This window comes from Rhodococcus sp. USK13 (assembly GCF_018343855.1).
Classification (GTDB): Bacteria; Actinomycetota; Actinomycetes; order Mycobacteriales; family Mycobacteriaceae; genus Rhodococcus_F; species Rhodococcus_F oxybenzonivorans.
Window position 1 is genome coordinate 533,851 of the sequence record NZ_CP069241.1, and the last position, 23,631, is coordinate 557,481.

The 23,631-nt window shown below is 62.5% G+C and carries 20 protein-coding genes and 3 pseudogenes; 17 read left to right on the plus strand and 6 right to left on the minus strand.

Translation table 11 applies throughout. The annotated features are described in order from the left end of the window. Nucleotides 1-92: 92 nt before the first annotated feature. The gene (locus tag JQT59_RS02430) at nt 93-1,109 is read left to right on the plus strand and encodes a phosphotransferase family protein (protein WP_213571481.1); all 1,017 of its coding nucleotides are present in this window, start codon (nt 93-95) and stop codon (nt 1,107-1,109) included. Between the two features lie 45 nt (nt 1,110-1,154). Here JQT59_RS02430 and JQT59_RS02435 read toward each other — a convergent pair whose 3' ends face one another. After that, nucleotides 1,155-2,375 (minus strand): acetyl-CoA C-acetyltransferase, encoded by a 1,221-nt coding sequence (locus JQT59_RS02435; protein WP_213571482.1) that lies wholly within the window; start codon nt 2,373-2,375, stop codon nt 1,155-1,157. 53 nt (nt 2,376-2,428) lie between these two features. On the opposite strand from JQT59_RS02435, the gene JQT59_RS02440 reads away from it, so the two are divergent. After that, entirely contained in the window at nt 2,429-3,322 is an 894-nt protein-coding gene (locus JQT59_RS02440; RefSeq protein ID WP_213571483.1) for an alpha/beta hydrolase, read from the plus strand. A 9-nt stretch (nt 3,323-3,331) separates the two neighbouring features. Further along, a complete protein-coding gene (locus tag JQT59_RS02445; RefSeq protein ID WP_213571484.1) occupies nt 3,332-3,856 on the plus strand; it encodes a MaoC family dehydratase in 525 nt (174 codons plus the stop codon). A 632-nt stretch (nt 3,857-4,488) separates the two neighbouring features. Here the strand turns inward: JQT59_RS02445 and JQT59_RS02450 are convergent. The 4 genes and pseudogenes from JQT59_RS02450 to JQT59_RS02465 form a co-directional block, all read right to left on the minus strand. Continuing rightward, nucleotides 4,489-5,151: pseudogene (locus tag JQT59_RS02450) on the minus strand (citrate/2-methylcitrate synthase); the annotation flags it as partial. Nucleotides 5,152-5,426: 275 nt separating this feature from the next. Continuing rightward, entirely contained in the window at nt 5,427-5,642 is a 216-nt protein-coding gene (locus JQT59_RS02455) for a hypothetical protein (protein WP_213571485.1), read from the minus strand. Between the two features lie 232 nt (nt 5,643-5,874). Continuing rightward, nucleotides 5,875-6,930, minus strand: coding sequence for a ferredoxin--NADP reductase (locus JQT59_RS02460; RefSeq protein WP_213571486.1), 1,056 nt, complete (start codon nt 6,928-6,930; stop codon nt 5,875-5,877). A 453-nt stretch (nt 6,931-7,383) separates the two neighbouring features. Next, nucleotides 7,384-8,783, minus strand: a pseudogene (locus tag JQT59_RS02465) (IS1380 family transposase). A 363-nt stretch (nt 8,784-9,146) separates the two neighbouring features. Here JQT59_RS02465 and JQT59_RS02470 point away from each other — a divergent pair. From JQT59_RS02470 to JQT59_RS38265, 8 genes and pseudogenes are all read left to right on the plus strand, one after another. Beyond that, nucleotides 9,147-9,404, plus strand: coding sequence for a hypothetical protein (locus tag JQT59_RS02470; protein ID WP_213571487.1), 258 nt, complete (start codon nt 9,147-9,149; stop codon nt 9,402-9,404). 322 nt (nt 9,405-9,726) lie between these two features. Beyond that, nucleotides 9,727-9,846, plus strand: coding sequence for a transposase (locus JQT59_RS02475; RefSeq protein ID WP_213571571.1), 120 nt, complete (start codon nt 9,727-9,729; stop codon nt 9,844-9,846). Nucleotides 9,847-11,017: 1,171 nt separating this feature from the next. Then, nucleotides 11,018-12,403 (plus strand): NtaA/DmoA family FMN-dependent monooxygenase, encoded by a 1,386-nt coding sequence (locus tag JQT59_RS02480; RefSeq protein WP_213571488.1) that lies wholly within the window; start codon nt 11,018-11,020, stop codon nt 12,401-12,403. 156 nt (nt 12,404-12,559) lie between these two features. Beyond that, a complete protein-coding gene (locus JQT59_RS02485) occupies nt 12,560-13,102 on the plus strand; it encodes an NADPH-dependent FMN reductase (RefSeq protein WP_213571489.1) in 543 nt (180 codons plus the stop codon). Then, a complete protein-coding gene (locus JQT59_RS02490; RefSeq protein ID WP_249353627.1) occupies nt 13,095-13,625 on the plus strand; it encodes a flavin reductase family protein in 531 nt (176 codons plus the stop codon). The genes JQT59_RS02485 and JQT59_RS02490 overlap by 8 nt, the downstream gene beginning before the upstream one ends. A 412-nt stretch (nt 13,626-14,037) precedes the next feature. Beyond that, nucleotides 14,038-14,670: pseudogene (gene eutB, locus JQT59_RS36655) on the plus strand (ethanolamine ammonia-lyase subunit EutB). Nucleotides 14,671-14,696: 26 nt separating this feature from the next. After that, nucleotides 14,697-14,879 (plus strand): ethanolamine ammonia-lyase light chain EutC, encoded by a 183-nt coding sequence (locus JQT59_RS37615; RefSeq protein ID WP_213571490.1) that lies wholly within the window; start codon nt 14,697-14,699, stop codon nt 14,877-14,879. Next, nucleotides 14,869-15,105, plus strand: coding sequence for an ethanolamine ammonia-lyase light chain EutC (locus JQT59_RS38265; RefSeq protein ID WP_502939698.1), 237 nt, complete (start codon nt 14,869-14,871; stop codon nt 15,103-15,105). Before JQT59_RS37615 ends, JQT59_RS38265 begins: the two co-directional genes overlap by 11 nt. A gap of 25 nt (nt 15,106-15,130) precedes the next feature. On the opposite strand, the gene JQT59_RS02510 is transcribed toward JQT59_RS38265, so the two are convergent. Beyond that, nucleotides 15,131-15,841 (minus strand): GntR family transcriptional regulator, encoded by a 711-nt coding sequence (locus tag JQT59_RS02510; protein ID WP_213571492.1) that lies wholly within the window; start codon nt 15,839-15,841, stop codon nt 15,131-15,133. A gap of 132 nt (nt 15,842-15,973) precedes the next feature. On the opposite strand from JQT59_RS02510, the gene JQT59_RS02515 reads away from it, so the two are divergent. The 6 genes from JQT59_RS02515 to JQT59_RS02540 are packed head-to-tail and all read left to right on the plus strand — an operon-like array spanning nt 15,974 to nt 23,322. Further along, a complete protein-coding gene (locus tag JQT59_RS02515) occupies nt 15,974-17,050 on the plus strand; it encodes a fumarylacetoacetate hydrolase family protein (protein WP_213571493.1) in 1,077 nt (358 codons plus the stop codon). Between the two features lie 16 nt (nt 17,051-17,066). Next, nucleotides 17,067-18,002 carry an MBL fold metallo-hydrolase gene (locus JQT59_RS02520; protein ID WP_213571494.1) on the plus strand — a complete coding sequence of 312 codons (936 nt, stop codon included), beginning with the start codon at nt 17,067-17,069 and terminating at the stop codon, nt 18,000-18,002. 31 nt (nt 18,003-18,033) lie between these two features. After that, complete coding sequence (locus JQT59_RS02525) at nt 18,034-19,335, plus strand: MFS transporter (RefSeq protein ID WP_213571495.1); 1,302 nt, start codon at nt 18,034-18,036, stop codon at nt 19,333-19,335. Further along, nucleotides 19,332-20,801: an aldehyde dehydrogenase family protein gene (locus JQT59_RS02530; RefSeq protein WP_213571496.1), complete on the plus strand. Its 1,470-nt coding sequence runs from the start codon at nt 19,332-19,334 to the stop codon at nt 20,799-20,801. The genes JQT59_RS02525 and JQT59_RS02530 overlap by 4 nt, the downstream gene beginning before the upstream one ends. A 55-nt stretch (nt 20,802-20,856) precedes the next feature. Further along, nucleotides 20,857-21,849 (plus strand): amidohydrolase family protein, encoded by a 993-nt coding sequence (locus JQT59_RS02535; RefSeq protein ID WP_283254001.1) that lies wholly within the window; start codon nt 20,857-20,859, stop codon nt 21,847-21,849. Nucleotides 21,850-21,870: 21 nt separating this feature from the next. Next, a complete protein-coding gene (locus tag JQT59_RS02540; protein ID WP_213571498.1) occupies nt 21,871-23,322 on the plus strand; it encodes an amidohydrolase family protein in 1,452 nt (483 codons plus the stop codon). The last annotated feature ends 309 nt before the right edge of the window (nt 23,323-23,631 follow it).

Genomic DNA, 23,631 nt, shown 5'->3' on the forward strand with positions numbered 1-23,631 from the left:
GACCGAATGCTTGGTTGTATTGTGAATACAATACACGTTTCGTCCGAACCGCAGCTGGGGCGCGACGCGCTCCACGAACATCACGAGGTCACATGAGCAGCACAACCCTCCCTGGACTCGACCTGACCGACCTGTCACGCCACCTGCGCACTGTCGCCTCATGGCCCGACGGTGACATCCGCGCACGGCTCATCGCGGGGGGTCGCTCGAACCTCACGTACCTGCTGGAGGTCGATGACCGACGATTCGTCCTCCGCCGACCCCCACTGGGCCACATTCTCTCGACGGCGCACGATATGGCTCGCGAACACCGCGTACTCACCAGCCTCAGGGACACCGATGTCCCGATACCGGACACGATTCACCTGTGCACCGATGAGCTGGTCATCGGCGCACCGTTCTACGTGATGGACTACGTCCCGGGTCGTGTCTTCCAGACTGCGCGCGACCTCGCGGACCTCGGTTCCGAGTCGACACGCGCGCTGGTTCTCGAGCTCGTCCGGATGCTGGCTCGGCTCCACGCTGTCCCAATCGAGGGTCCCGGCCTGCGCGAGCTAGGCCGGCCCGAAGGTTTCCTTCGCCGCCAGGTCGACCGTTGGCAGCGTCAGCTCGAAGCTTCCGCAACCCGAGATCTGGCCGGAGCCGCGGACCTCACGCTGGCACTGCGGGACCGGGTTCCGGAACCCGATGCGGCGACCCTGCTGCACGGGGACTATCGCCTCGACAACGTTCTCGTCGAGGACGGTCGGATCACCGCCGTGCTGGACTGGGAGATGGCAACGCTCGGTGACCCCCTCACCGACCTGGCACTGCTGGTGTCGCGCAATCACGACGTGTGTGGCGAGGACGGAATGATGTTTGACACGAGTCTCGCCCCCGGGTTTCCGGCCTCGACGGAGATGATCGAGGAGTACGCGCGAGCTTCCTGCAGAGACGTGTCCAGGCTGCCCTGGTTTATCGCGCTCGCGCACTTCAAGCGAGCAGCCATCCTTGAGGGTCTGCATCACCGCCACGTCCAGGGGCTGACCGTCGGGGACGGATTCGAGCACGCAGGAGACCTGGTGCTCCCTGCCATACGCGCGGGCCTGGAGTCAATCGAGAACGCGTGACGTTCGTGCCGTGCCGCCGCGCCACTGCGACGGCACAGCACGTGCTTAACTCAGGCGCTCGAGCACCAGGGCCATGCCCTGACCGCCACCGACGCACATCGACTCGACACCGATCTCGGCGTCCCGCGTCTGCAGGCCGTTGATCAGGGTTCCCATCAGTCGGGCTCCGGTCGACCCGAATGGGTGCCCGAGGGCGATCGCCCCGCCGTGAACGTTCAGACGCTCAGGATCGAAGCCGATCTCGCGAGAGCTCGCCACGACCTGGGCTGCGAATGCCTCGTTGATCTCCCACAGATCGACGTCATCGACGGACAAGCCCGCGAGCTTCAGGGCACGGCGTGAGGCCTCGACCGGACCAAGGCCCATGATCTCGGGCGACAGACCGGAGACACCGGTAGAGACGATGCGGGCCAGTGGGATGATCCCAAGCTCCTTCGCGCGCGTGTCGCTCATGATGACCGTCGCCGCCGCACCGTCGTTCAGGGGGCAGCTGTTCCCAGCCGTCACCGTCCCGTCCCTGCGGAAGACCGGCTTCAGCGCGGAGACCCCCTCCAACGTCACACCATTGCGCGGACAATCGTCCCGAGTGACTAGGTTGCCGTCCGGAGTTCGAATCGGCACAATTTCGCGAGCGAAGAAGCCTGCCTCGATGGCATCCTGAGCCAGTCGCTGGCTGCGGACCGCGAACTCGTCCTGGTCCTCGCGACTGATGTTCTTGTAACGTGCGACGTTTTCGGCGGTCTGACCCATCGAAATGTATCCGTCAGGCAGCAAGCCGTCCTCGCGCGGATCGGACCAGCTCTCACCCCTTTTCGCGATGCGCTCCGTGCGGTGGCGCGCGTCGGCGAACTTCGGATTGTCCGTGGACGGATCGAAGACTCCGGCCATCCCGCCGTGGAATCGCGACACGCACTCGACTCCGGCCGATATGAAGGTGTCTCCCTCGCCCGCCTTGATCGCATGCAATGCCATCCGTGCGGTCTGCAGGCTCGATGCGCAGGCCCGCACCACAGTCGTTCCAGGCATGCTGTCGTTCCCCATCAGCACGGCAATGCGTCGCGCCATGTTCCGACCCTGCTCATCCTGCGGTTCAGCGCATCCCAGGTGCAGGTCGTCGATGCTGCTCGGGTCGAGTTCCGGGATCTTCCTCAGAGCGGCGAGGATGACTTCTGTGACGAGGTCGTCGGGACGGACATCTTTCAGGGAACCTTTTCCGGCGCGACCGATGGCGGAACGCGCGGCGGAGACAACAACCGCTTCGGGCATGATGGGACCTCTCGACAGTAGACCAAGAATTTGGTTGGTACGCTAGCAGAGCCATGCCAAATGACCACACTCTTTCCGCATCCGCGCAACAGGCGCTGTTGGACTACATGCGCTCTTTTCGGGTCCCGTCGGGCTGGGACCTCCGGGGCTTGCTCACCGCCTTCGAAGCCGCGATGGACTTCGAGTTCATCAGCGGAGTATCGCTGTCGCACGTGACGGTGATCGACCGTTCCCCCTGGGGTCTGCGCGCCGAAGTCCTCGCCCCCACGACTCCTGGGCCCTGGCCCGTCCTGGTGTATCTCCACGGCGGCGGTTGGACGACAGGTCACCCGCAGGGATACCGGCGGGTGAGTCATGAGATGGCCCGACGCGGAGCCGTCGTAGTGTGTCCCGACTACAGGCGTGCGCCACGTCACCGATTCCCTGCTGCCATTGACGACGCCCGTCGGAGCATCGAGTGGGCGACTCAAAACTCCACGCGCTTCGGTGGCGACCCGACGCGCGTGAGCCTGGTTGGAGACTCCGCAGGAGCCAATCTCGCCGCCGGCACCCTGAGTGCTGGGCTGAGCACGGAAATCTCACACATCGTCTTGGCCTACGGCATCTTCGACGTACATGCCGCGCTTGAGACTCTCGGGCCGATCGTGGGCGGCCCAGGCGCGCATGAGCAGCTCTACCTCCCGACTGAGCAGTTTGAGAATCTGAGGTTAGACCCACGCGTTAACCCGATCCAGGCGACTGAATCGTGGCCTCAACTGCTGGTTCTCAGCGGCACGGAAGATCCTCTGCATAGCCAGTCACGTGGTCTCGTCGCTCGACGGCGAGACCTCGGAGATACAGTTGTGGAGTCGATCTACCCCGGCACGCCCCACGGATTCCTCCAGCTGCCGTTTCTCAAAGAGCACGTCGCTGCACACGACGCGATTCACCAATTCATCAACGATTGAAGAGGCCGTATGACCGATACTCCGACGCTCCCAACCACTCAGAAACCTGCCCGTGAGATCGTGCAGCGAGGACTGTGGTTCGAGGAGTTCGACACCGACGTGGTGTACCGACACCGCCCCGGTCGAACGATGACCGAGGCCGACAACGTGCTCTTCACGACTCTCACAATGAACCCTCAAGCCCTGCATCTCGACGCAGAATTCAGCGATCAGCAGTCCCCATTCAAGGCGCGCCTAATGAACTCGATGCACACTCTTTCGACGCTCGTCGGACTGTCTGTCGGCCAGCTCACCCAGGGGACGTTGACGGCAAATCTCGGGTTCACCGAGATCGCATTCCCGCGGCCGGTATTCCATGGCGACACGATCTACGCCGAAACCACGGTGGCAGAAAAGCGTCCCTCGGCGAGTCGGCCTGGAGAGGGTGTCGTCACCATGCGCCATGTCGCGCGCAATCAGGACGGTCTTGTTGTGGCCACTGCGACACGCTCGGCCCTCGTCCGCTGCGCACCGACGGCGAAACCTCAGCCTTGATCTGGCCGCGAGATCGTCTCATCGATGATGGTGGGTCTGTCAGGTAATCGGTGGATCCGGTTCTGACACATGGGATAAGTTGCTGTTCGGGGTGATTCGTACTTCGAAGGTGATCGCAAAGTCGTTCAGCGCTCCTTCCCACTTCGTATGTCTATCGTGCGCGTCCCTTGCCGGTCGGGTCCAGAGCCCGATTGATTAGATACAGGCACTTGAGCGCGGGGTGAATTAGACCCGTCAACACAACACTTGATGGATTCTCTTGCGGATCCGATAGTAGTTTTCGCATTTCTCGCAGGTTGTGCGCCATCGATGACATTTTCGCCGTCTGTTGTTCAGTTCGGCGGCGACGAACTTGAGGTAGTCGCGGTGGTATCCCGAAAGGCGAGTGAGCTTCAGGGTGCTTCTGTGTTTGTCATCCCTGTAGGAGCGGTGCCTGTCAATGTTGGCGATTTGGCCTTTCGGCGTTCCATGTGGGCAGCGCAGAGTGAGGGTCAGGGTCAATGCGGAGCGCCCGGAGCGTAGCGAGGACGAACGGCGTTGACATGACCCGAGCCGGCGCAGACTCGGTGGGGGGCGAGGTCAGCGCACGCGGGTGGCTATGTGGGGGTTAAGGTTTCCTTCTCCAACTGATGATGCATGGGTGTGGGTAGGCCGGATCTTGTGGTGCGCGGTGCGTCTGCATCAAGGGAAACTCGCGTAGGCTTCGTGTATAAGCCCACAAACTTGTCCTTGCGGTCGAGGATGGCCTTGGCCAGTCCGCGCGGATCATCGGTGCGTTCGGTCTCTTCGATCATCAGCAGCACCCGCGCGGGCGCGCCACCGTGCAGCGGTCCGGACATCGCGCCGACGGCACCGGACAGGGCAGCGGCGGTGGAGGCGATGACCCGGGTGGTGAACGTCGAGGCGTTCATGCCGTGCTCGGGCGCCGACACCCAGTAAGCGTCGATCGCCTCGACGTGCTTGGGGTCGGGGTCGTCCTACCAGCGCACCATGAAGCGGTCGGTAACGGTGGCGGCCTGGACATCGACGCGCACGTCGTCGGTGTGTATGGGCAGCGGGAACGGCTCGGCCGGGTGCAGGCCTCGGCCGAATTCGCCGTCGACGAGAAGTGCCCAGACGTCGCTGAAGGTCACACCCTTGGTAACGAGTTCTTCGATGTCGACACCGCGATAGCGCAGTGCGCCACCGTCCTTGTCGGGTTCGGCGATGTCGCTTGTGAAGGCGCCCACGCCTTCTAGACCGGTCACGAAATTAGCTGGTCCTGAGGTACGGACGGTGTGGTTAATCGTTGTCATCTCGGTATCTCAAGCGGGCGGGGTGGGTTAGCGAAAACGACCTGGTGCCCGACCAGCGTCGTTGCTGGTCGATGAGGCGCTCACTCGACCAGAAGAGTCTATGGGTGCCGTGCATCGATTTCTGCCGCTCTGGTCACCCAGCGGAACGCGCCCGGAGAGCAAGCCCGCGATCGGGGCGTGGGCTACGACATGCCCGAGTAGCCCCTTCGGTCTCGGTCGTCTGTCGATTCGTGTTCGCGAGTTAACCCTTAGAGTTCGTGTCTCTTACGGCTGGATCATATGTGCGGCACGATGCATGTCGTGGTCGATGCGTTATCTGCCCGGTTGGTGCTGGATGTGGAAGTGTTGGTCCGCTGCTTACTGGATTCGAGTGCTGCATAGCGGCGTACTTCAGGTAAGTCCGGCCTAAGTATGCGGTCCAGCAGGACGACCGGTACCGCGAGCAACCACGACATTGGGGTGGTGAAGAATTTGTCAATCATGGTGTCCATAGCAGGCTCCTGTGTGTGTATGCGATAAGGGCAATCCGGATGACGCACGCCTCGTCGAGGGATCTGGCCGGAAGGCCCGATATCGGATCACCAATCCGAGGCGGAATCGGCCCCACCACGTCACGGGCTAGGGGACTGGCATGCGGGAAGCAGTATGCCATACCAGACATCCACTTATCCTCAGTTGCTTTCCGCCCCAGCATGGTGCCGTAAAGATGCTCGCGAATCCCGGTCAGAATTCGATCTTGAGGTGGTCGGTGATCGGACGGGCCTGGCAGCCCAGGATGTAGCCGTTCTCGATGTCCTCGGGGTCGAGGATCTCGCTGTTCTCCATCTCGACCTTGCCCTTGAGTAACGTGCACGCACAGGACCCGCACTCGCCTTCCCGGCAGGAGTAGGGGACGTCGATTCCCCTGGCTAGCATGATGTCGACGAGAGTCTGCTTGCGGGGCCAGCTCAGGTTATGGATCTCGCCGTCGAGTTCCACTTCCACGGTGGCGGCGTCGGCGACCTCATCATCGGTGACCTCCACGACCTCGGCGTCACGGAAGGGGTCACCGGCAAGTGAGTTGAACACTTCGGCGTGCATCTGGCTGCGCCGCATTCCGGCGTCGGTAAGGGCATTGTGAATGGTGTCCATGAACGGCGCCGGTCCGCATATGAATGCTTCGTGCCCGAGGTAGGGCGCGACGGCGGATGCGAGCTGTTCGACGCGCGGCAGTCCCTGGACAGTCTCAAGCCAGTGGATGGTCACGAGCCGTGACGGATACTGGCTAGCGAGCGTGCGGAGTTCCTCCGCAAAGATGACCGACTTCTCGTCGCGATTGGCATAGAAGATCACGACCTTGCCGGACCCCTCGGTGAGGGCGGACTTGAGGATCGAGATCACCGGCGTGATGCCGCTGCCTGCCGCGAACAGCAGGAAGTCGTGGTCCAGTGACTTGGGGGTGAAGAGTCCGGACGGGGGGAGGACCTCGAGGGTGTCGCCGACGGCGACGTTGTCGCATAGCCAATTCGACCCGTAGCCCTCAGCTGTCCGCTTGATGGTCACCTTGGGGGCGCCGTCGGTGAACGGTGAGCTCGCCAGCGAGTAGCACCGGGCGACCGATCCCGTGCGGTCGCTGGGTATGCGCAGGGTGAGGAATTGGCCCGGCTTGTAGGCGAATTTGCCGACGAGGTCTGCCGGGACGTCGAAGACCAGTGACCGGGAGTCGGGGGTTTCCTCGATCACGCTCGACACGGTGAGCACTACCGATCTTGAGCTGTCCTGCACCTCGACAGTCGTCATCGTATTGTCTACCTTTCCTGGCCTACTTACTCGATCCGGATTTACGAGGCTGTACGGCAGCGGTCGGAAGCAGGGTAGGACTCCTACTATGCAAGCTAGTGCAATGAACGAATTCAAGCAAGTACTTGGTTGAATTGCGTGTTAGATCTGACTCTTGAGTCGTTGGTTAAGATGCGTTTTGGCGCTGCGGTCACGATGCCACCGAGGGCGGTGGGAAGCAGCGGGAAGGGCTGGTGAACACCCTCATTCACGCTTTGAGCTTCACAAATCGTTGCTCCGCTTGGTCTCAGCGGGCAGCGTCACCTTTGGCCTGGATTCACCGACGTGATGCCGAAGCCCGTTCCGGCCGGGGGAGTGGATGTGGGGGCATTGCGGGCATGCGGTGACCGCTGGTATGCCCAGCTTTTCCACGATGCGGTTCCGGTCGTGCCGTCGCGGCGGGTCGGTCAGTGTTCAGATGGTCGAGGGCGGGCTGTGGCGGATGGTGTTGGTCCACAATCGAAGCCACGCGGCCGACCAGGGCCAGTGCGGGGGGAGCCGCAGAATCGGTTTTCGTTGCGGCCGACACAATCGGGCGGGGATGTTGACGATCTTGCGTCGTAGCGTCGCCCCACGGGCGCGCGAATTCCTACCACCTGCAAGAACGCCGGTGGCTCGCAGCAGATTGTGGCCGATCGCCGCGCAGAGAACTCAGGCGGAGTTCGCCCCGAACTTCCCCGACGGCATGTGTGCCAGGGGCCCGTCGATGAGGGCGGCGAAGACGGTTTCGATGATCGCGTGCCGGCGATGGGTGACATCGGCGTCAGCGGCCGGGGCGGTGGTGTTGGTGAAGAACGGGTGGTATCGCCATATCGGGAACAATGCGTCGGGGTAGCGGGCGTCTTTGACGCGGCGCACGATCAACCGGGCGGTCACCGGAGTTGTGGTGGAAGCGAAAGCCGTGTAGGTGGTTTCGGCGACTTCGGCGTCGGAGATCCAGGCGCCGGTGTCGGGGTCGCGGACCGCTCCGGGATAGCGCACCGGTGTCCACGCCTCGTCGGGAATCGAGTCGATCGCGCGTTGGACCGCGGAGTTCTTGGCCATGACGAGCGAGAAGTACTCTTTCGCGCGCAGGCATGCCGAGATGACCGCGCGGGTGCCGTACGCAGAGTCCCCGCGGACCACGATGGTCCCGGTTGCGCCCGCAGCCCGGGCGGTGACGATTGCCTGGGTCACCATCCGACCTGCGCCTTTACCGGAGCCAGCTTTCCCGGCGCGCGTATTCGCATGCCGGTGATGATCGGCGCGGAGTCCGTCGTGCTGAGCGTCGTTGCCAGCGGGGACAGGCCTTTGCGCAGGATCTGTTTGCCGGCGATTTTTGTGTGTCCGTAGGAGGCGCCTTGCTTGGCGTGGCCGTAGACCGGGCGCAGCAGCGAGTCGATGTCGATGAACGCCTGCTCGGCCAGATCGGGCAGGATCTCGACCCGTCCGGTGAGTGCGATCAGGTGTTCGCGGAGCACGGATTCGAGCTGACGTGCATGGCCGAAGCTGAACTCGCGCAGTAGCGTTCCAACAGTGGATGGTGCGTAGACACCTGCGAAATGGTGTGTCATGCCGCCCGAGCGCAGCAGGTCGATATCGTCGATGCTGTCAGCGCCGGCGCACATCCCCGCGATCAGGGTGAGCAGTTTCGGTGCCGGGTTCGCCGCTCCGGACGCGACCTTGGTGGTGGTGTTCGAAATTTTCTCGGTGAGGAGGTCCGGTAGGTGGGTGTGTTCGGCCAATGTCATGACCGGGACCAGTCCGGCGCACGAGACGAGATGGTCCTCGTCGAACACGGCGGAGCCGTCGACGAACGTGTGGGACACTTTCACCGGAAGTGCCTTTCCTGAACTGGTGGGATGGTTGTGTGAGAACTCCAATCTTCCCAGTTCAGGGGGCACTTTCTTCAGTTCGACACGCTGCTATACAGCTGATCCTTCGGTGGAATCAGGTTTAGCTGGCACAAGACTGCCCATACCAACTTGTTCACTTACTAGGAAATCACGGCCTGCCGCCATGATCTCGTAGGCCCCCCGGATCGCTCGGCGAATACCTGCCGCCGCTCGAGGCCGGCTCCTCGACCGCCTGCGTCCCGGTCGCTGCCGACGGCGTGGGTGGCTGATAGAGGCCTGCAGAGCCGAAAGTTGATGTGCCCTCCTCGCTACCGCAACGAAGTCGAGTCGAGGGGTCGGGTTATGCAGGTGCTTGAGAATCCCACAGACCGGGTAATGATCACCGTCGATCCGTACAAGGCGTCGCGCGGACGGCAGCCGCGGTCGATCCCTCAGCGGACGTTAGCCACGATCCGGGTGCAGGTCGGCGACAACGGATACCGACAGCTACATCGATTCGCCCGGCAATGGACGAATGCCGAGTGGGCCGTCGAGGATGCGACCAGCCTGGGTGCACCGCTGACGAGGCGCGCCTGGGCAACGATGGTGTGGCAGTGGTAGATGTCCCTGCGAAACCGGCATCCGGGGTAAGGCTGCTGTCCACCGGTCACGGCTGCAAGAGCGACGACGCCGATGCCATCTCCGTCGGTATCGCCGCCCTGACCGGACACGGCCTGGCTACCGCCCCGGATCGATGCCGCGGTCACTGCGTTGCGCGCGATCGTCGAGCATCTTGGGCGACCTAGCCAACACCCGCACTCAGGCCTCAATCGGCTTCCCGATCGTGCTCACCCATCTGATTCCTGCGGCTCTGCCCGCGGTCTGAGCGCTGACCTGACCGGGCCGCCGAGATGCTCACACGAGTGCGCCCCCCGGGACGTCGCTGGCAAAACCCTCCGGCCGATTCCGGCCGGCCGCCGCGTTCGCCAGCTGCACCGGCACCGCTCCGATCGAGACGTCTTCCGGAGACGTCGTTCGCCACCGCATTTCCCGGGCCCGGTGATCGACAACTGAACTTCGTGCTACGCACCATGGCCTATCGGCCGAGGCGTGTACTACCAACGCAAACGCGCCGCAGGCGAGAGCCGCAGGGAAGCGTTGCGTGCTTGAAGAGGTGACTGTCCGACGTTGTCTATCGGCAGCTTTACCGCGAGGCAGCACCAGCCGTCGCGGCGTGCCCGGGATGGCACGCGGGGCGGCTTTCAGTGCTGCGCGGCTGGTTGACACCTACACCGGCACTTCGGATATGCAACTTCCCGAACTCGCCAAACCCCACCCCTAGCGACAAAGAGAAGGCTGCTCCGAATTTGAAGCGTGGATAGGGCTTTCATCCGTCGGGTGCCCCCGTCGACCACGGCGAGCGCGGGCGGTGACCAGGGTGGCGTCCATGACGACGGTCATGGACGCCGCTTCACCCTGCGCCTCTTGACAAAACTGATTCCATATCAGGGCGTGGCCCACCGCCGATGCTGTTTAAGCTGGTTGACGCCGCACTCAGCCGCGTGCCACTGCTGGAGCGTCTGGCGGTCGAGTGCCGGAGCGAGTGAGCTGCGCCTGCGGCGGGTGGATCGGACGAAATCGCGATCACTGCTGTAGGCTCGCCGGATTCTCGTCAGAGATCGGGTGTTTCGGAGGACCGTGCCGATACGGCGCCCGCCTGAAGCAATGGCGGTGGGGATGACACCAGTACTCGTGGCTTTCACGAGAAGTGGTGATGCAATGAAAATCACAGGCGCGCGTGTGATCTTCATGTGAGTGGTGTCGATTCGTCCGAGCGCGTAGCAACCCATCCCAGATGGGGACCTTGCCTGGCGGCGGTAGGCGCCCGCAGGCGTCTTGCTCGATGGAAGGTCCGCTGTCGGCGATGGACGCCGTCAGCGTGTTTTGAAGCCTCCCTGCGGACAGTTGTCGAGGCACCATCAAATAGGAGCGATGTCGAGAACTTAACCGGGTCGTGACAGAACGTCATCCCATAGCTACGATCATCGATATAAATTCAAATCATCGATCCCACTCACCGTGAGCCGTTGAGTGCTGACCGGGACACCACCAGCCGGTCGGGACATGGAAGACCAGCGATTGACGCCTCGCGCCAATCGCGAACGACCCGCACTGACGCTAATGGCAGAGGACCGCGGATAGCTCCCACACATCGTTCACGCTTAGGAGATCACATGCCGGCCAATCGTCCGCTTATCTGGAACTACTTCGCCCACTTCACGCCGTTCCATGAAGGGTGGGGCACCTGGAGCAGTCCACAGGGGTCGCATATGGTGGATGGGTGGAGTGACGTCAATCGATGGATCGATTTGGCCCGGGTCTGCGAAGAGGGGCGTTTCGACGCGATCTTCTTCGGCGACACGATCGGGATCTACGACGCCTACCAGGGATCCCCGGACGCGGCGATCCGAGCTGGGCTCCAGTTCCCGGATGCCGATCCCAGCGTGCTCATCGGAGCTCTGGGAGCAGCGACGGAGCATCTCGGCTTCGCGATGACCAGCTCAATCATCCAGGCGCACCCGTTCGAGTTCGCGCGCCGCATGTCAACCTTGGACATGATGACGAATGGTCGGGTCGGCTGGAACATCGTCACTTCATACCTGGAATCCGCCGCTCGGAACATGGGCTTCGATGGCCTCGCTGAACACGATGAGCGGTACGAGATGGCTGACGACTACCTTGCTGCGACATACGGGCTCTGGGAGCACAGCTGGGAGGACGGAGCGACCGTCCGGAATGCTACGACTGGCACACTCTATGACCCCAAGCGAATCCACCGCGTCGATCATGTGGGCAAGTACTTCCGCACCGCCGGCCCGTCGATGATGCAGCCGACGGCGCAACGCACACCGCTGCTGTACCAAGCGGGATCGTCATCGCGAGGAACAGTATTCGCAGCGACGCATGCCGAGGTGACGTTCCTCGGCACGCAGGCGGTTAACGGGGTGGCTAGGGATGTGCAGCGCGTTCGCGAAGCGGCAGTTGCCGCCGGCCGACCCGAGGACGCCGTGGCATGCATCGCGATGTTCGCGCCGGTCATCGGTTCCACGGAGGCTGAGGCTCGGGCGAAGCAGAAGGCCTACCGTGAAGCGCTGAATCCCCAGGCGTTGCTCGCTTTCTTCAGCACCAGCGGAGTCGACATGTCCGAGATCGACCTCAACCGGACAATCTCGAGTCTCCTCGCCGAGGACGGGTCCTTATCCACGACAGGGCGCTATTGGCTTGAGATGATCGTGGCGGCGTTCGGAGACCCGGACGTCTCCGTGGCCGATGCGGTCCCGTCTGTTGCTCCTGCGGCGCGGTTCGCAGGCACGCCGGAGCAGATCGCAGATGAGGTGCAGCGTTGGGCCGACGCAGGGATTGATGGCTTCAACCTCGTCCCGCCGGAGACTCTGGGCTGGGCGGATGAGTGGGTGACTCATGTCGTGCCGGTCCTTCAGCGCCGCGGCCTCATGCAGCAGGACTACGCGCCGGGAACGCTCCGCGAGAAGCTCTTCCGTGCCTCGCCGCGACTTCCTGAGTCTCACCCGGCTCGGTGCTCGGTTCCGGCACGCGCCTAGCCGCAGTCACAGCTTTGCGATTGATTCAGTCGTCCACAGCGTGAGCCGCCGTGGCAACGCCCCAAACACCGACTTGGGTTCGCGTGAGCAGATGGCGCCGATGCGTCGACCCATCTGTGTCGTCCTTACTCATGCTCAGTTAGAAACGAGAATCCCATGACTCTTCAGGTCGCAGTCGTTGTCGGGAATCCCAAGCCGATGTCCCGGACGCGCAAGGTCGCAGAGCTTCTGGTCGAGCGCCTCTTGACGCCAGACACTTACGATCTTCACGTCGTTGATCTCGCCGACCACCTCGGCGACGTCTTCACCTGGCCATCCGAGACGATGTCAGGACTCAATGATGCGGTCGCCTCTAGCGATCTCACTGTGTTCGCTTCCCCGACATACAAGGCGACCTACACAGGGCTGCTCAAGTCGTTCCTGGACAGGTACCCGGCGAATGGGCTCGCTGGAGTTACAGCGATCCCGGTCCACACGGGTGCGGACTTCGTCCACGCCATGGGACCCACGTTCACTCTGTCGCCCTTGCTCTGTGAGCTCGGTGCGACCGTTCCAGGCCGCGGCGTCTACCTCTCGCTTACCCAGATGCAAGAGGTGGAGTCTGTGGTCGATGCCGCTGTAACTGAGTTGGCGTCCAACATCGGGCAGGTCGCCCGGTTGGGTGAGTTCACGCGATCGGGGGAGGTCTCCGATGTCTGACCGTCTGTCAACCATCGACGTCCCCGCCATCTCCGAAATGGACTACCGGCAAGCGCTAGGCCACTACGCCTCAGGGATCACGGTCGTCACCAGTGTGAATGGCGGGCACCCAATCGGATTCACGTGCCAGTCCTTCTACGCAGTGTCGATGGATCCGCCACTCGTGTCGTTCAGCGTCATGAAGACCTCTACGACGTATCCAGGCATCGTGGGAAGCGGTTGTTTCGCGATCAACGTCTTGGCAAGCGGCCAAGACGCGATCGCCAACCAGTTCGCCCGCAGCGGAAGCGACAAGTTCGCAGGCGTGTCATGGAGGCCCGCGACATCCGGAAACCCCATCCTTGAGGGTGGACTCATGTGGGCTGACTGCGAGATGTGGGCTGAGCACGAGGCAGGAGACCACCTCATCGTCATCGGTCGAGTGGTTGAGATGGGTGGGGCCGATGATCGCACGTCCGGGCCCTTGGTCTACTACCGCGGCGGATACCGGGACCTCACAACGAAGCCAGTGGACCGCTCATGAACCGAACGTGTAGAGCATCGGTGTCAGGTCGAGCATACGAGTTTGATGGCCTGGTCGAACTCCTAGGAAAGCGAGTCCCGAACGGTCCGGATACCACCTAGTCTGATGTGCAGCGGAATCTCCTGTGGAGGGGGCCGCGGCAATGTGCCGTACGAGACCGACGAAGTCACGAGACTCATCCTCGATGGGCATGATCGGGAGTCATTTGCGCCGATTTCGTCTGACAGTCGGTGCTTCACGACTGGCTCGGCAACGCGAGCGTGACCGAGGATGCGTAGCGAGTTCCCGCCGCGGGGTCCGCAGGTCTGACTCCGGAAATGGTGTCTGCGGTATCGAATCTGATGGAAAACCAAGACCCCATTAGCGTTCGGCGGCGATGAATGTATAGCCGGCATTCCGGACGACCATCGGTATGCCGGGGATACTTGCCACCCAACTTCAACCCAAACCATCCGATCGTGACCTTCGTGGTATCGCCGCATCGACACTCGACGGGCTTCTCATGGGGTGCGGAGACGCTGTTGTTGGAGTCAATCCGGCAACTGACGCCCCGGAAGTGACGGCCGACGTCGTCAGACTCTTGGACGTTCGTGTTCGTTTGGGGTCCCGATGCAGACGTGCGTATTGGCACACGTCACGACGACCATCGAGCTGATCGAGCGTGGCGCTCCGTCGATCTCGCTTCCAGTCCATCGCGGGCACCGAACCGGCCAACTCCTCGTTCGGCATGAGCGTCGAGCTGCTGCGCGAAGCCAACACCGCCGCGAGGTCGTTGAGGCGGGGGACGGTCGGCGACAACGTGATGTACCTCGAAACCGGACAGGGTTCAGCGCCGTCCTCGGATGCACATCTAGGTACGGACGGGCGTCCCGTCGACCAACAGCCACTGGAAGTGCATGCGTACGCAGTAGCCCGCGACCTTCAACCAATGCTGGGCAACTCCGTGGTGGGGTTAGTCGGACCCGAGTACCTGTACGACGGGAAGCAGATCATCAGGGCTGCCGATGAGCATCGACATCTGCTACACGAACCACGCCCAAGCTGACAGGACGACCGGTCCGGAAGCCTGACATGCAGGTAGTGCTCGCCGACGGGCTTTCGGCTGGCGCGGTCATGCGCAACGGACCGAAGCTGCTCGACGCACTCAATCGGATTTGGCTGGCCGAGTCACATGTCGCCCCGGTGATCGCAACCCAGGCACGAGTGCTCCGGGTGACCACATCGCCGCAGCAACCGGAGCGCGCTGCATCGTGATGCTCATGGGGAACGTCCTGGGCTGACGGTTAGCGCGAGTTTGGGTGCCTACGTCACCTATGACCCGAGGCCTGGACGCACCGATGCGAAACGCAACTGTGAGTTCAACTTTCACCTGCCATCGGGACTCAGCTACCGGGAGGTCTCGGACATCATCACGTACATGATTGAGGAAGCTCGGAGCCGAGGGAAATCCGGCTACGAGCTCAGGTGCCGACCGATCTGAACGCGGCCACCGCTCTCGAGCCACCTTAACCAGATCGCTGACTCCAGAACTCGAGGCCGTCCAGAACCTCGACGATCAACGAGAGGTGCGCCCGAAGGGTGGAGACAGCAGACTCGACGTCACCGCTGAGAACGATCTCGGTGAGCTCGTCGTGGACATGCTGGAAACGTTCATTGGCGCCCGCCCCATCTGCGGGATTCGTTCCGGGGAGGATCGCCTCTGCCGGCTGGGTGAGGAAGATGTAACGCGAGTGCTCCATCGCGAGCCGCGCTGCCAGGTCCAGCAGTCGAGGAGACCGGCAATCGCTGATGAGCGAGCGATGGAAGTCCACATGGACAGGCTCCACCTCAGCCCTGCTCCATGCATCAGTCTGCTTCCCGACCTGGCGGCGGAGCCGGAACTGTGCAGCGACGATCCCTGACGCCCACTCGTCAGTCCCGTGGGCCATGGAGAGGCGTAGCGCTTCAGACTCCACGGCGCACCGTGCCGTTGTCAGGTCTATCAAATCGTCTCTGGACACCCCGCGGACTTTGAAGCCGCGATTTGGGGCGAAGTCGACCATTCCTTCCGGGAGCAGTCGCGAGAGGGCCTCTCTGACGGGGGTGGGCCCTGAGTCGAATCGTTCGGCGAGGTGAGAGATCCGCAATGGCGAGTCCGGGGCAAGCCGGCCCCGGATGATCTCGGTTCGCAGTAGCGACTCCACTCGGCTCGTCAGGTTGATCTCTGATTCGGGCATGCACTCAGTATCTCTCGAATCGTGACGCGAACGGAAATATCATCAAAAATTTGTCCGTTCACCGATATTTGCAAGAATCATCGATGATTTGATAGAGTTTTGGGGATGTGATCGAGGCCACCCGAAGGATGGATGATGAAGCTGCTTGCCTACCGCTCCGGCGACGCCACTCGATGCGGAGTTCTCGTTGAGGGTGATTTCGTCGTCGACGTGACCGGCCTCCTAGGCCTAGAGGTTCCGCTACGGGACGTGCAGGACCTCTTGGAACTGCCTGATCGTCCACTCGATCGTCTTCGCGACGCGATTGCCACCGGCCTCGGGAAGAGCCAGTCTCGACGTCCAATTGCGGACGTGAAACTTGGGCCGCCTGTCATGCAGCCACCGACGGTCCGCGATTTCGCCGCGTTTGAAGAGCACATCACTCAGCAATTCACGCGAGGGGAAGACGGCACGATCGACGGCTTCGGCTACCTCGATATGGAGGTCTGGAATCGGCTTCCGGTTTTTTACTTCTCGAACCCGCTGATGATCGCGGGCCACGACCAAGACGTCGTGCACCCGGCTGCGACTCGGAACATGGACTACGAGTGCGAGATCGGAGTTGTGATCGCGAAGGAAGGCAAGGACGTCCTCGAAGCAGACGCCGATGAATACATCGCTGGCTTCACGATCTTCAACGACTGGAGCTTCCGCGATCTCCAGGTTGACGAGATGGGCGGGACCCTTGGTCCGGTCAAGGGCAAGGACGCGGCCACGTCCATTGGGCCGTGGATCGTGACCCCGGACGAGTTCGGTGACGCCTACCGAGATGGAGTTCTCAGCCTTCGCGCGCAGGTCAGGGTCAACGGTGAGACCTGGACCGATCGCAACACGTGGAACATGGTCCATACCTTCGGCGCGATGATCGAGCGCGCGTCCCAGGACAGTCGCGTTGTGCCGGGGGACGTGATCGGCTCCGGAACGATCGGCATGGGAACCACCATGGAGGCTGCGCGGTTGGGAAGGCCGGCGCGCTGGTTGCGTCCGGGCGATGTCGTAGAGATGGAGATCGAGGGCATCGGCGTACTGAGGAACCGGGTCGTCGAGCCAACGCGTTTGCGCGACGCCGTTCGGTACGTCGCACCGTTCGAGCTGCCGATGGCCAGTCCGATGTCTGCGGATCAGATCGCGGCCGTTGATGCGCGCGTTCGCAATCCGGCCACCGTCTAAGAGAAGGAGAACCACGGTGCGGAGAATCAGCAAGAACGTCACCGCCGAGTTCTACTACTGGGGTTGCAACCCAGCAGTGCTCCACACGAGCGACGGAGCAATACTCTTCGACACCCCGCAGCAGCCGATCGACGCTGTTCGATGGCGCGAGCAGATCATCGAGCGCAGCGGACGCATCCGGTATCTCGTCAACACCGAACCGCACGCCGATCACACCCAAGGGAACGCCTACTTCCCAGGGGTAGAAGTCGTCGGGCAGCGGGGCCTGGCTGTGCGGTACGCGAAAGATCTCAACATGCTTCCGGCTATCACCGGCGAACCCCACGTTGAGCACCTGAAACGAAGCGATCCCGACAGCGTGTGGCTTGCGGAGAGCCCCGACTATCCCGCGAACCCGCCCACAACCTTGTTCGACGACGAGCTCGTTCTCCAGATTGGGGATCACGAGGTTCGGATCCTCCACCATCCCGGTCATACGGCCATGCAGACGGCCATTCACATCCCGAGCGAACACGTCGTAATTACTGGTGACAACGTATTCTCCGGCGTGCGGACGTTCCTGCAGGAGGCCGACCCATGGGCGCTGTTGCAGCGCCTTGAAGATTTGCGTGGGCTCGACGTGGAGACCATCATTCCCGGACACGGTGAACCGGTAGGCGTCGAGTATCTCGTTACCCAGGAGCAAATCATCCGCAACTGGCTCGGCACCGTGGAGTCCTTCGTCGACAAAGGCCTGACGCTCGCGGATGCTTTCGCGCAGCCACTCGATGTCAAGCGGGACATCGACCCATACGAGATGGATCAGCGGCTCTGGCAGCACCGCGAGTGGCTAAACCGCGCCAACATCGCAAACCTCTACGACAAAGTCTGTCGCGCTCGGGGAGTCGAGAGCGATCTCGGGGGCTACGTCCTGTACGAGGACCTGGCTATGGCCCAGGAGATCCCCGACTAACTGCTCAATCCCTCCCCCGAAAAGGATCACCATGTCTCAACTCGATGCACCCGCCAACGCGCACTCCGAGTTCCGTAACGGCTGGCCGCGGCTGACAACCGCATTTTTCAGCTCAGGTCTCGGCCCGATCGTGATCATTAACACCAACGGCCTGTTCGTCGAACCCATCACCGATTCCACAGGCCTACCCACGAGCCAGGTGCAGATCGGCGCAGTGGTCAGCCTCGTGCTCTCCGTCGCCAGCATCTTCGTCGGCATGTTGATCGGGCGGATCGGATCGAAGAGAATCGTGATGACCGGCTTCACTGGGATGGGCGCGTCGAGTCTCCTCCTCGCGGCGCTCCCCGCCACGCCCCTCGTGTTCTACAGCGTGGCCGTGCTGCTTGGACTCTTCGGTGCGATGGCGTTCCAGGTGCCGTTCGTCCGCATGATCTCCACCTGGTTCAGGCGGCAGTTCGGACTCGCCGCCGGAATCATGGGCGCCGGTGGAGCGTCAATGTCGCTCATCGCGACTCCCGCGATCGTCGCCGCCATCGCAGCTGGCGGTTGGCGTTTTGGGTACGTCGTTCTCGCGGGGCTCTTCCTGCTCGTCGCGCTCCCCTTGGTGTTCTACGGCTTTAAAGAGAACGACAGAGTCGACGCGGATGTTTCGAACGAGTCCGCTCAGGTTGTAGCCGAAGCTGTCGAGCGTCCACGGATCGGGCAGGTCCTACGAAATGGTCGCTACTGGTTAGCGATCCTTGGAGTTGCGCTCGCCTCATTCGCGCTCGTCGGATTCGTGTCCAGCCTCGCTCCAGCCATGTCGGACGAGGGCTATTCGCGCAGTGCCGCCGCGACCGTTCCCATGGCGTACCTCGTCGGCGGACTCCTCGGACGGGTCCTCGGCGGGTACCTGCTGGACCGCCTGTGGCCCTACCTCGTACCGATCGTCCTGCTTAGCATCGGTGGTTTCGCCGGTCTCGGCCTTGGCGCAGCCATCGAGGCAGAGGCCTACCCAGTCATCCTGACCCTGGTCCTCGCTATCGGCTTTGCTGCTGGCGCGGACGCGGACTTCCCGGCCTTCTTCTCTCGCGAGATCCTCGGCGAGGCTTCCCTGGCGCTCGGCGTCGGTGTGATGGTTTTGGCCGCTGGTCTGGCCTCGGTGTGTGGCGGTCTCGGCTTCGCGATGATTCGCGACAACCAAGGCACCTACTACCCGGCATTCATCTTGGGTGGCATCGCCTTCATCGTCGGCGGACTACTCCTCTTCCTTGCAGGGGCCGGCACGCAAGGCTTGAGGTCGAGCCGCCCCGTCTCGAACATCATCAACTCCGAGCAGGAGAGCAAGGCATGAGTAACATCAAGAAGTTCGAATGGTCCTCAGATGCCGAGGAGGACCGCTTCGAGGTCGAGAACCCAGCGACAGGCGAGCTGATCGTCGTCATCCAGGGTGGCGGACCAACGGAGGTCGATGCCGCGGTCCGGCGCGCGAACGACGTCTTCACGAATGACTGGCGTTGGCGCCCTGGCGCAGAGCGAGGACGGCTGCTGATACAGGCAGCCCAGGTCATCCGCGAGCACAGCGCTGAGATCGCGGCTATTGAGACCCGGGAGAATGGCAAGCCGCTCGGGCAGGCGATGGGCGACGTGGCCGGCTGCATCGCCATTCTCGAGTACTTCGGCGGACTGGCCGGGAAGCTTCCAGGAGACTTCCATGTCAACGGGCCGATGCTGGGTGCAGCATTCCTGGAGCCCTACGGCGTCGTGGGGTCGATCGTCCCGTTCAACTGGCCGCCGATCCATACCGCCGGCAAGATCGCTCCGGCGATCGCTGCTGGAAACACGGTCGTGATCAAGCCGCCGGAGCAGACCCCAATGACGGTGATCCGAGTAGTTGAACTCATCCAAAGTGTGCTCCCGCAAGGCGTCGTCGAGATCGTCCCCGGCGTCGGTCTACGAGCCGGAGCGGCGCTCGCCGAGCACCCGTTGATCAAGCTCATCTCTTTCACAGGCGCGACCGTCACGGGAGCCGCTGTGGTTCGTGCGGGCGCAGACAACTCCACTCCGGTGCTGCTGGAACTCGGCGGTAAGAACGCGATGGTTGTCTTCGAAGACGCCGATCTCGATCTTGCTGTAAAGAGTGCCTTTGACGGTGCATTCTTCAACCAAGGAGAGGCCTGCACGGCAATCTCACGCCTCCTGGTACACAGGTCGCTCCACGACGAGTTCGTGCGCCGTCTGACCCCGTTGGTCGAAGAGCTTCGGGTGGGGCCGGGCGACGATCCGCAGACACAGGTTGGCCCCATGGTCACGAAGCGACACCAAGGCACTGTGCTGAGGCACCTGGACCGAGCTCTCAGCGAGGGTGCTGTCATCGCCGCCCAAGCCGTGGCTCCAGACGATGAGGCGGCTGCATTCGTTGCGCCCACTATGCTGGTGGGGGTGACGCCGGACATGTCGGTGGCGCGGGACGAGGTCTTCGGACCGGTCCTCGCCGTGATCCCTTTCGACGACGAGGCCGAGGCGATCGCGATCACCAACGACACCGAATACGGGCTCACATGCTCGATCTTTTCAAGCGATCAGCCGAGAGCATTCCGAGTTTCGCGGTCTGTCGACGTCGGCATGGTCTTCATCAATAACTACTTCCGCGGAGGAGTTTTCGGCCTCCCCTTCGGGGGGACGAAGGGGAGCGGCCACGGTCGTGAGCACACGATCGAGACGCTAAAGGAGTACGGCCGTTGGAAAGTCCTGTCGATGCCGTCCGGATTGGGTCAGTGGCCGATGTGGCCAGACGTTCCTGCCCTGCTGCGCGACTAAGAAGGACCTCCATCTTCCTGCCATCGCAGCCTTAATCAGGAGAACTGCCATCATCATCGACCTTCATGCCCACGTCATTTCTCGTGCTTACGTGGAGCTCTACAGAGCCCTGGCTGTGGAAGCAAACGGTCTGGACTCCCGGCAAGTAGCGTTCGCGAGCCAGATGGGTTCCTTCCCCGGCCCCATGTTCGACGAACCAGATCATATCGACGCTCGACTGCGGGCCATGGACGAAGCTGGAGTCGAGAGGCAGGTCCTGTCGCTGGCGAGTCTGTTCCCGTACTTCGAGCAAGAGTGCCACTCGGTCCGCACGGCGCGAGCGGCCAACGAGTCGCTCGCAGCGATCGTCGAATCGCGACCGGACCGATTCTCGATGTTCCTTGCACTTCCCTTGCCACATGTGGAGGCGGCGGTGGACGAGATCGAGCACTGGCGGGGTCGCTCGGGGGTCACCGGCGCTCAACTCGGTACCTCAGTACTTGGAAGGTCAGCGGCGGCCGCTGAGTTCGACCCTGTCTTCGCGGCCCTGGAGCGGGTCAGCCCCGTCGCCTTCTACCACCCAACCGGGAACGGGATTGAGTCGCCGCTGGTCAATGAATCTGGGCTTGAGGTGTCGGTCGGGACGTCGTTCGAGGACACAGTGCTGGCGATTCAGTTGGCACTGGCTGGTGTTCCGAGCAGGTTCCCCAAACTGGACCACATCGTTCCCCACTTCGGGGGAATGGTTTCACTGCTCCTGGAGCGACTCGACAATCAAGGCTCGACCCTCCGGCCCGTCCTTACGGAACCGCTTAGTGCGACGCTCAAGCGCTTCTACTACGACACCGTCTCCCACGGTTCACATGCTGCCCTCCGCGCAGCTTGCACTGCAGTCGGCCACGATCGGATCGTCCCAGGCAGTGACTATCCGATCTTGCAACTGTTCGAACCGTATGCTGACTCCTTCGACTGGATTCTGGAAAGCGGCATCGATGGAACGATCATCGAGAGCATCCTCCACCACAATGCCCATCAACTGATCAATGTCGCGTCCTCGTCCGAAGCCTAAAATCACGCCAGGAGCAGCAACATGACTCACCGTCCCATCCTCATCCGTGGCGGCCACGTCGTCGTCGGTTCGCCCCGGGAGGGCAACGTCCAACTGGTCGACATCCTGATCAAAGACAGCGTGATCCGCGAAATCGCACCGCGCATCGACGCCTCAGATGCTGAAGTGATTGATGCCTCCGACAGCATCGTGATCCCCGGCTTCGTCGACACGCACAATCACCTCTGGGAAGCCGCACTCCGTGGCATCACTCGCGACTGGTCCGGGATCGATTTCGGGTGGGGCATGCGGTACAACCATGCTCCCATCCTCTCTCCCGACGACATCTACTCGGGGACGCTCGCAGCGGCGGTGTCCTCGCTAGACGCTGGTTTCACCACGACAATTGACCACCTCCACGCGGTAAATTCGCCCGAACATGCTCGCGCTGGTCTGCGTGCGGCACGAGAGTCCGGTATCAGAACCCTGTGGTGCTACGGTCTGACTGATGCCAACCCGCCAGTACCGGTCTTCGGGGGCGCCGCAGACCGTCGCGACGACCTACGAACTCTTCGAACGGAGGAGTTCGCCGGCAGCAAGGACACCGACCGTGTTGTACTCGGTATGGCCACGAACGACATCGGAGGTGTTCCATGGGAGACCATCCGAGAGGAGTACCTTCTGGCCCGTGAGCTCGACCTGACGATCACGACGCACACCGACGGAGTGTTCGAGCCCGGCCGCCGCCCGGAGATCGAACTCCTTCATGCCGACGGTCTCCTCGGTCCTCGGCAAGTCCACTCGCACGCGAACGCCATCACCGACGCGGAGCTGCGGCTGTTGGCGGACGTCGGCGCGGGGCTGTCGAGTACTCCGGAGGCTGAGCTGCAGATGGGTATGGGATTCCCGGTTTTCGCCCAGGCCGACCGCCTTGGTGTCAACGTCGGCCTCGGCACCGATGACCAGGGCAACAACAGTGCAGATCCGTTCATGACGATGCGCGTAGCGCTCCATGCCGAGAACGGGCGAACGTTTCAACCGATCCTTGAGGAAGCAGGGTTCGGTGCGCTCCCAGACCGACCAGTCACCACCCTCGATGCGCTGTATTTCGCGACCCTGGGTGGGGCTCGAGCCATGGGCATGGGCGGGATCGTGGGTTCACTCGACATCGGCAAGCAGGCTGACGTGCTTATCGTCTCGCTTGTCGGAGTCCATCAGCGTCCGGTCGTGAATCCCTTGTCGACTTTGCTGATGCACAGCCGTCCATCCGACATCAGAACTGTGCTGGTCGGCGGTGAAATCGTGAAGCAATCCGGGACAATCCTCGGAGGACTGGCCGAAAGGGCGACACGAGCGGTCGACAGCGCTTGGGATTCGCTGTCGCAGCAGATCGAGGCACGTGGCGGGCACCTCCCGCCACGCCCCCCGGAGCTCATGCAGCAGCTTCAGTCAGCCCCGACCGCCGCCGTCAACACGGGGGCCTGGAAGGAGTAATTGGCCCGGGCGTGAATCGCCTTGAAGCTAGCGTGGGAACGATCGCGACCACTGACGCTGAAGCGGACATGCCAATCTGGCTCCGCCACACTTTCCGCGATGACGCTGGCGTGTCGCTGAACTGCACCGACGGCGGAAGTAAAAGCTTTCTGGTTGCTCTGAACGGCGGGATGGGCGTGCTCCCGCGTTTGGACAGTGTTGAGTTTCTCGATATCCGACAGTTGGCTCCACCATCCGCATCGAGGCTCGACCGTGAGGCAACCACGCGACGTGCCCACGCTATGACGGCCAAGAGCGTCGAGTGCACTG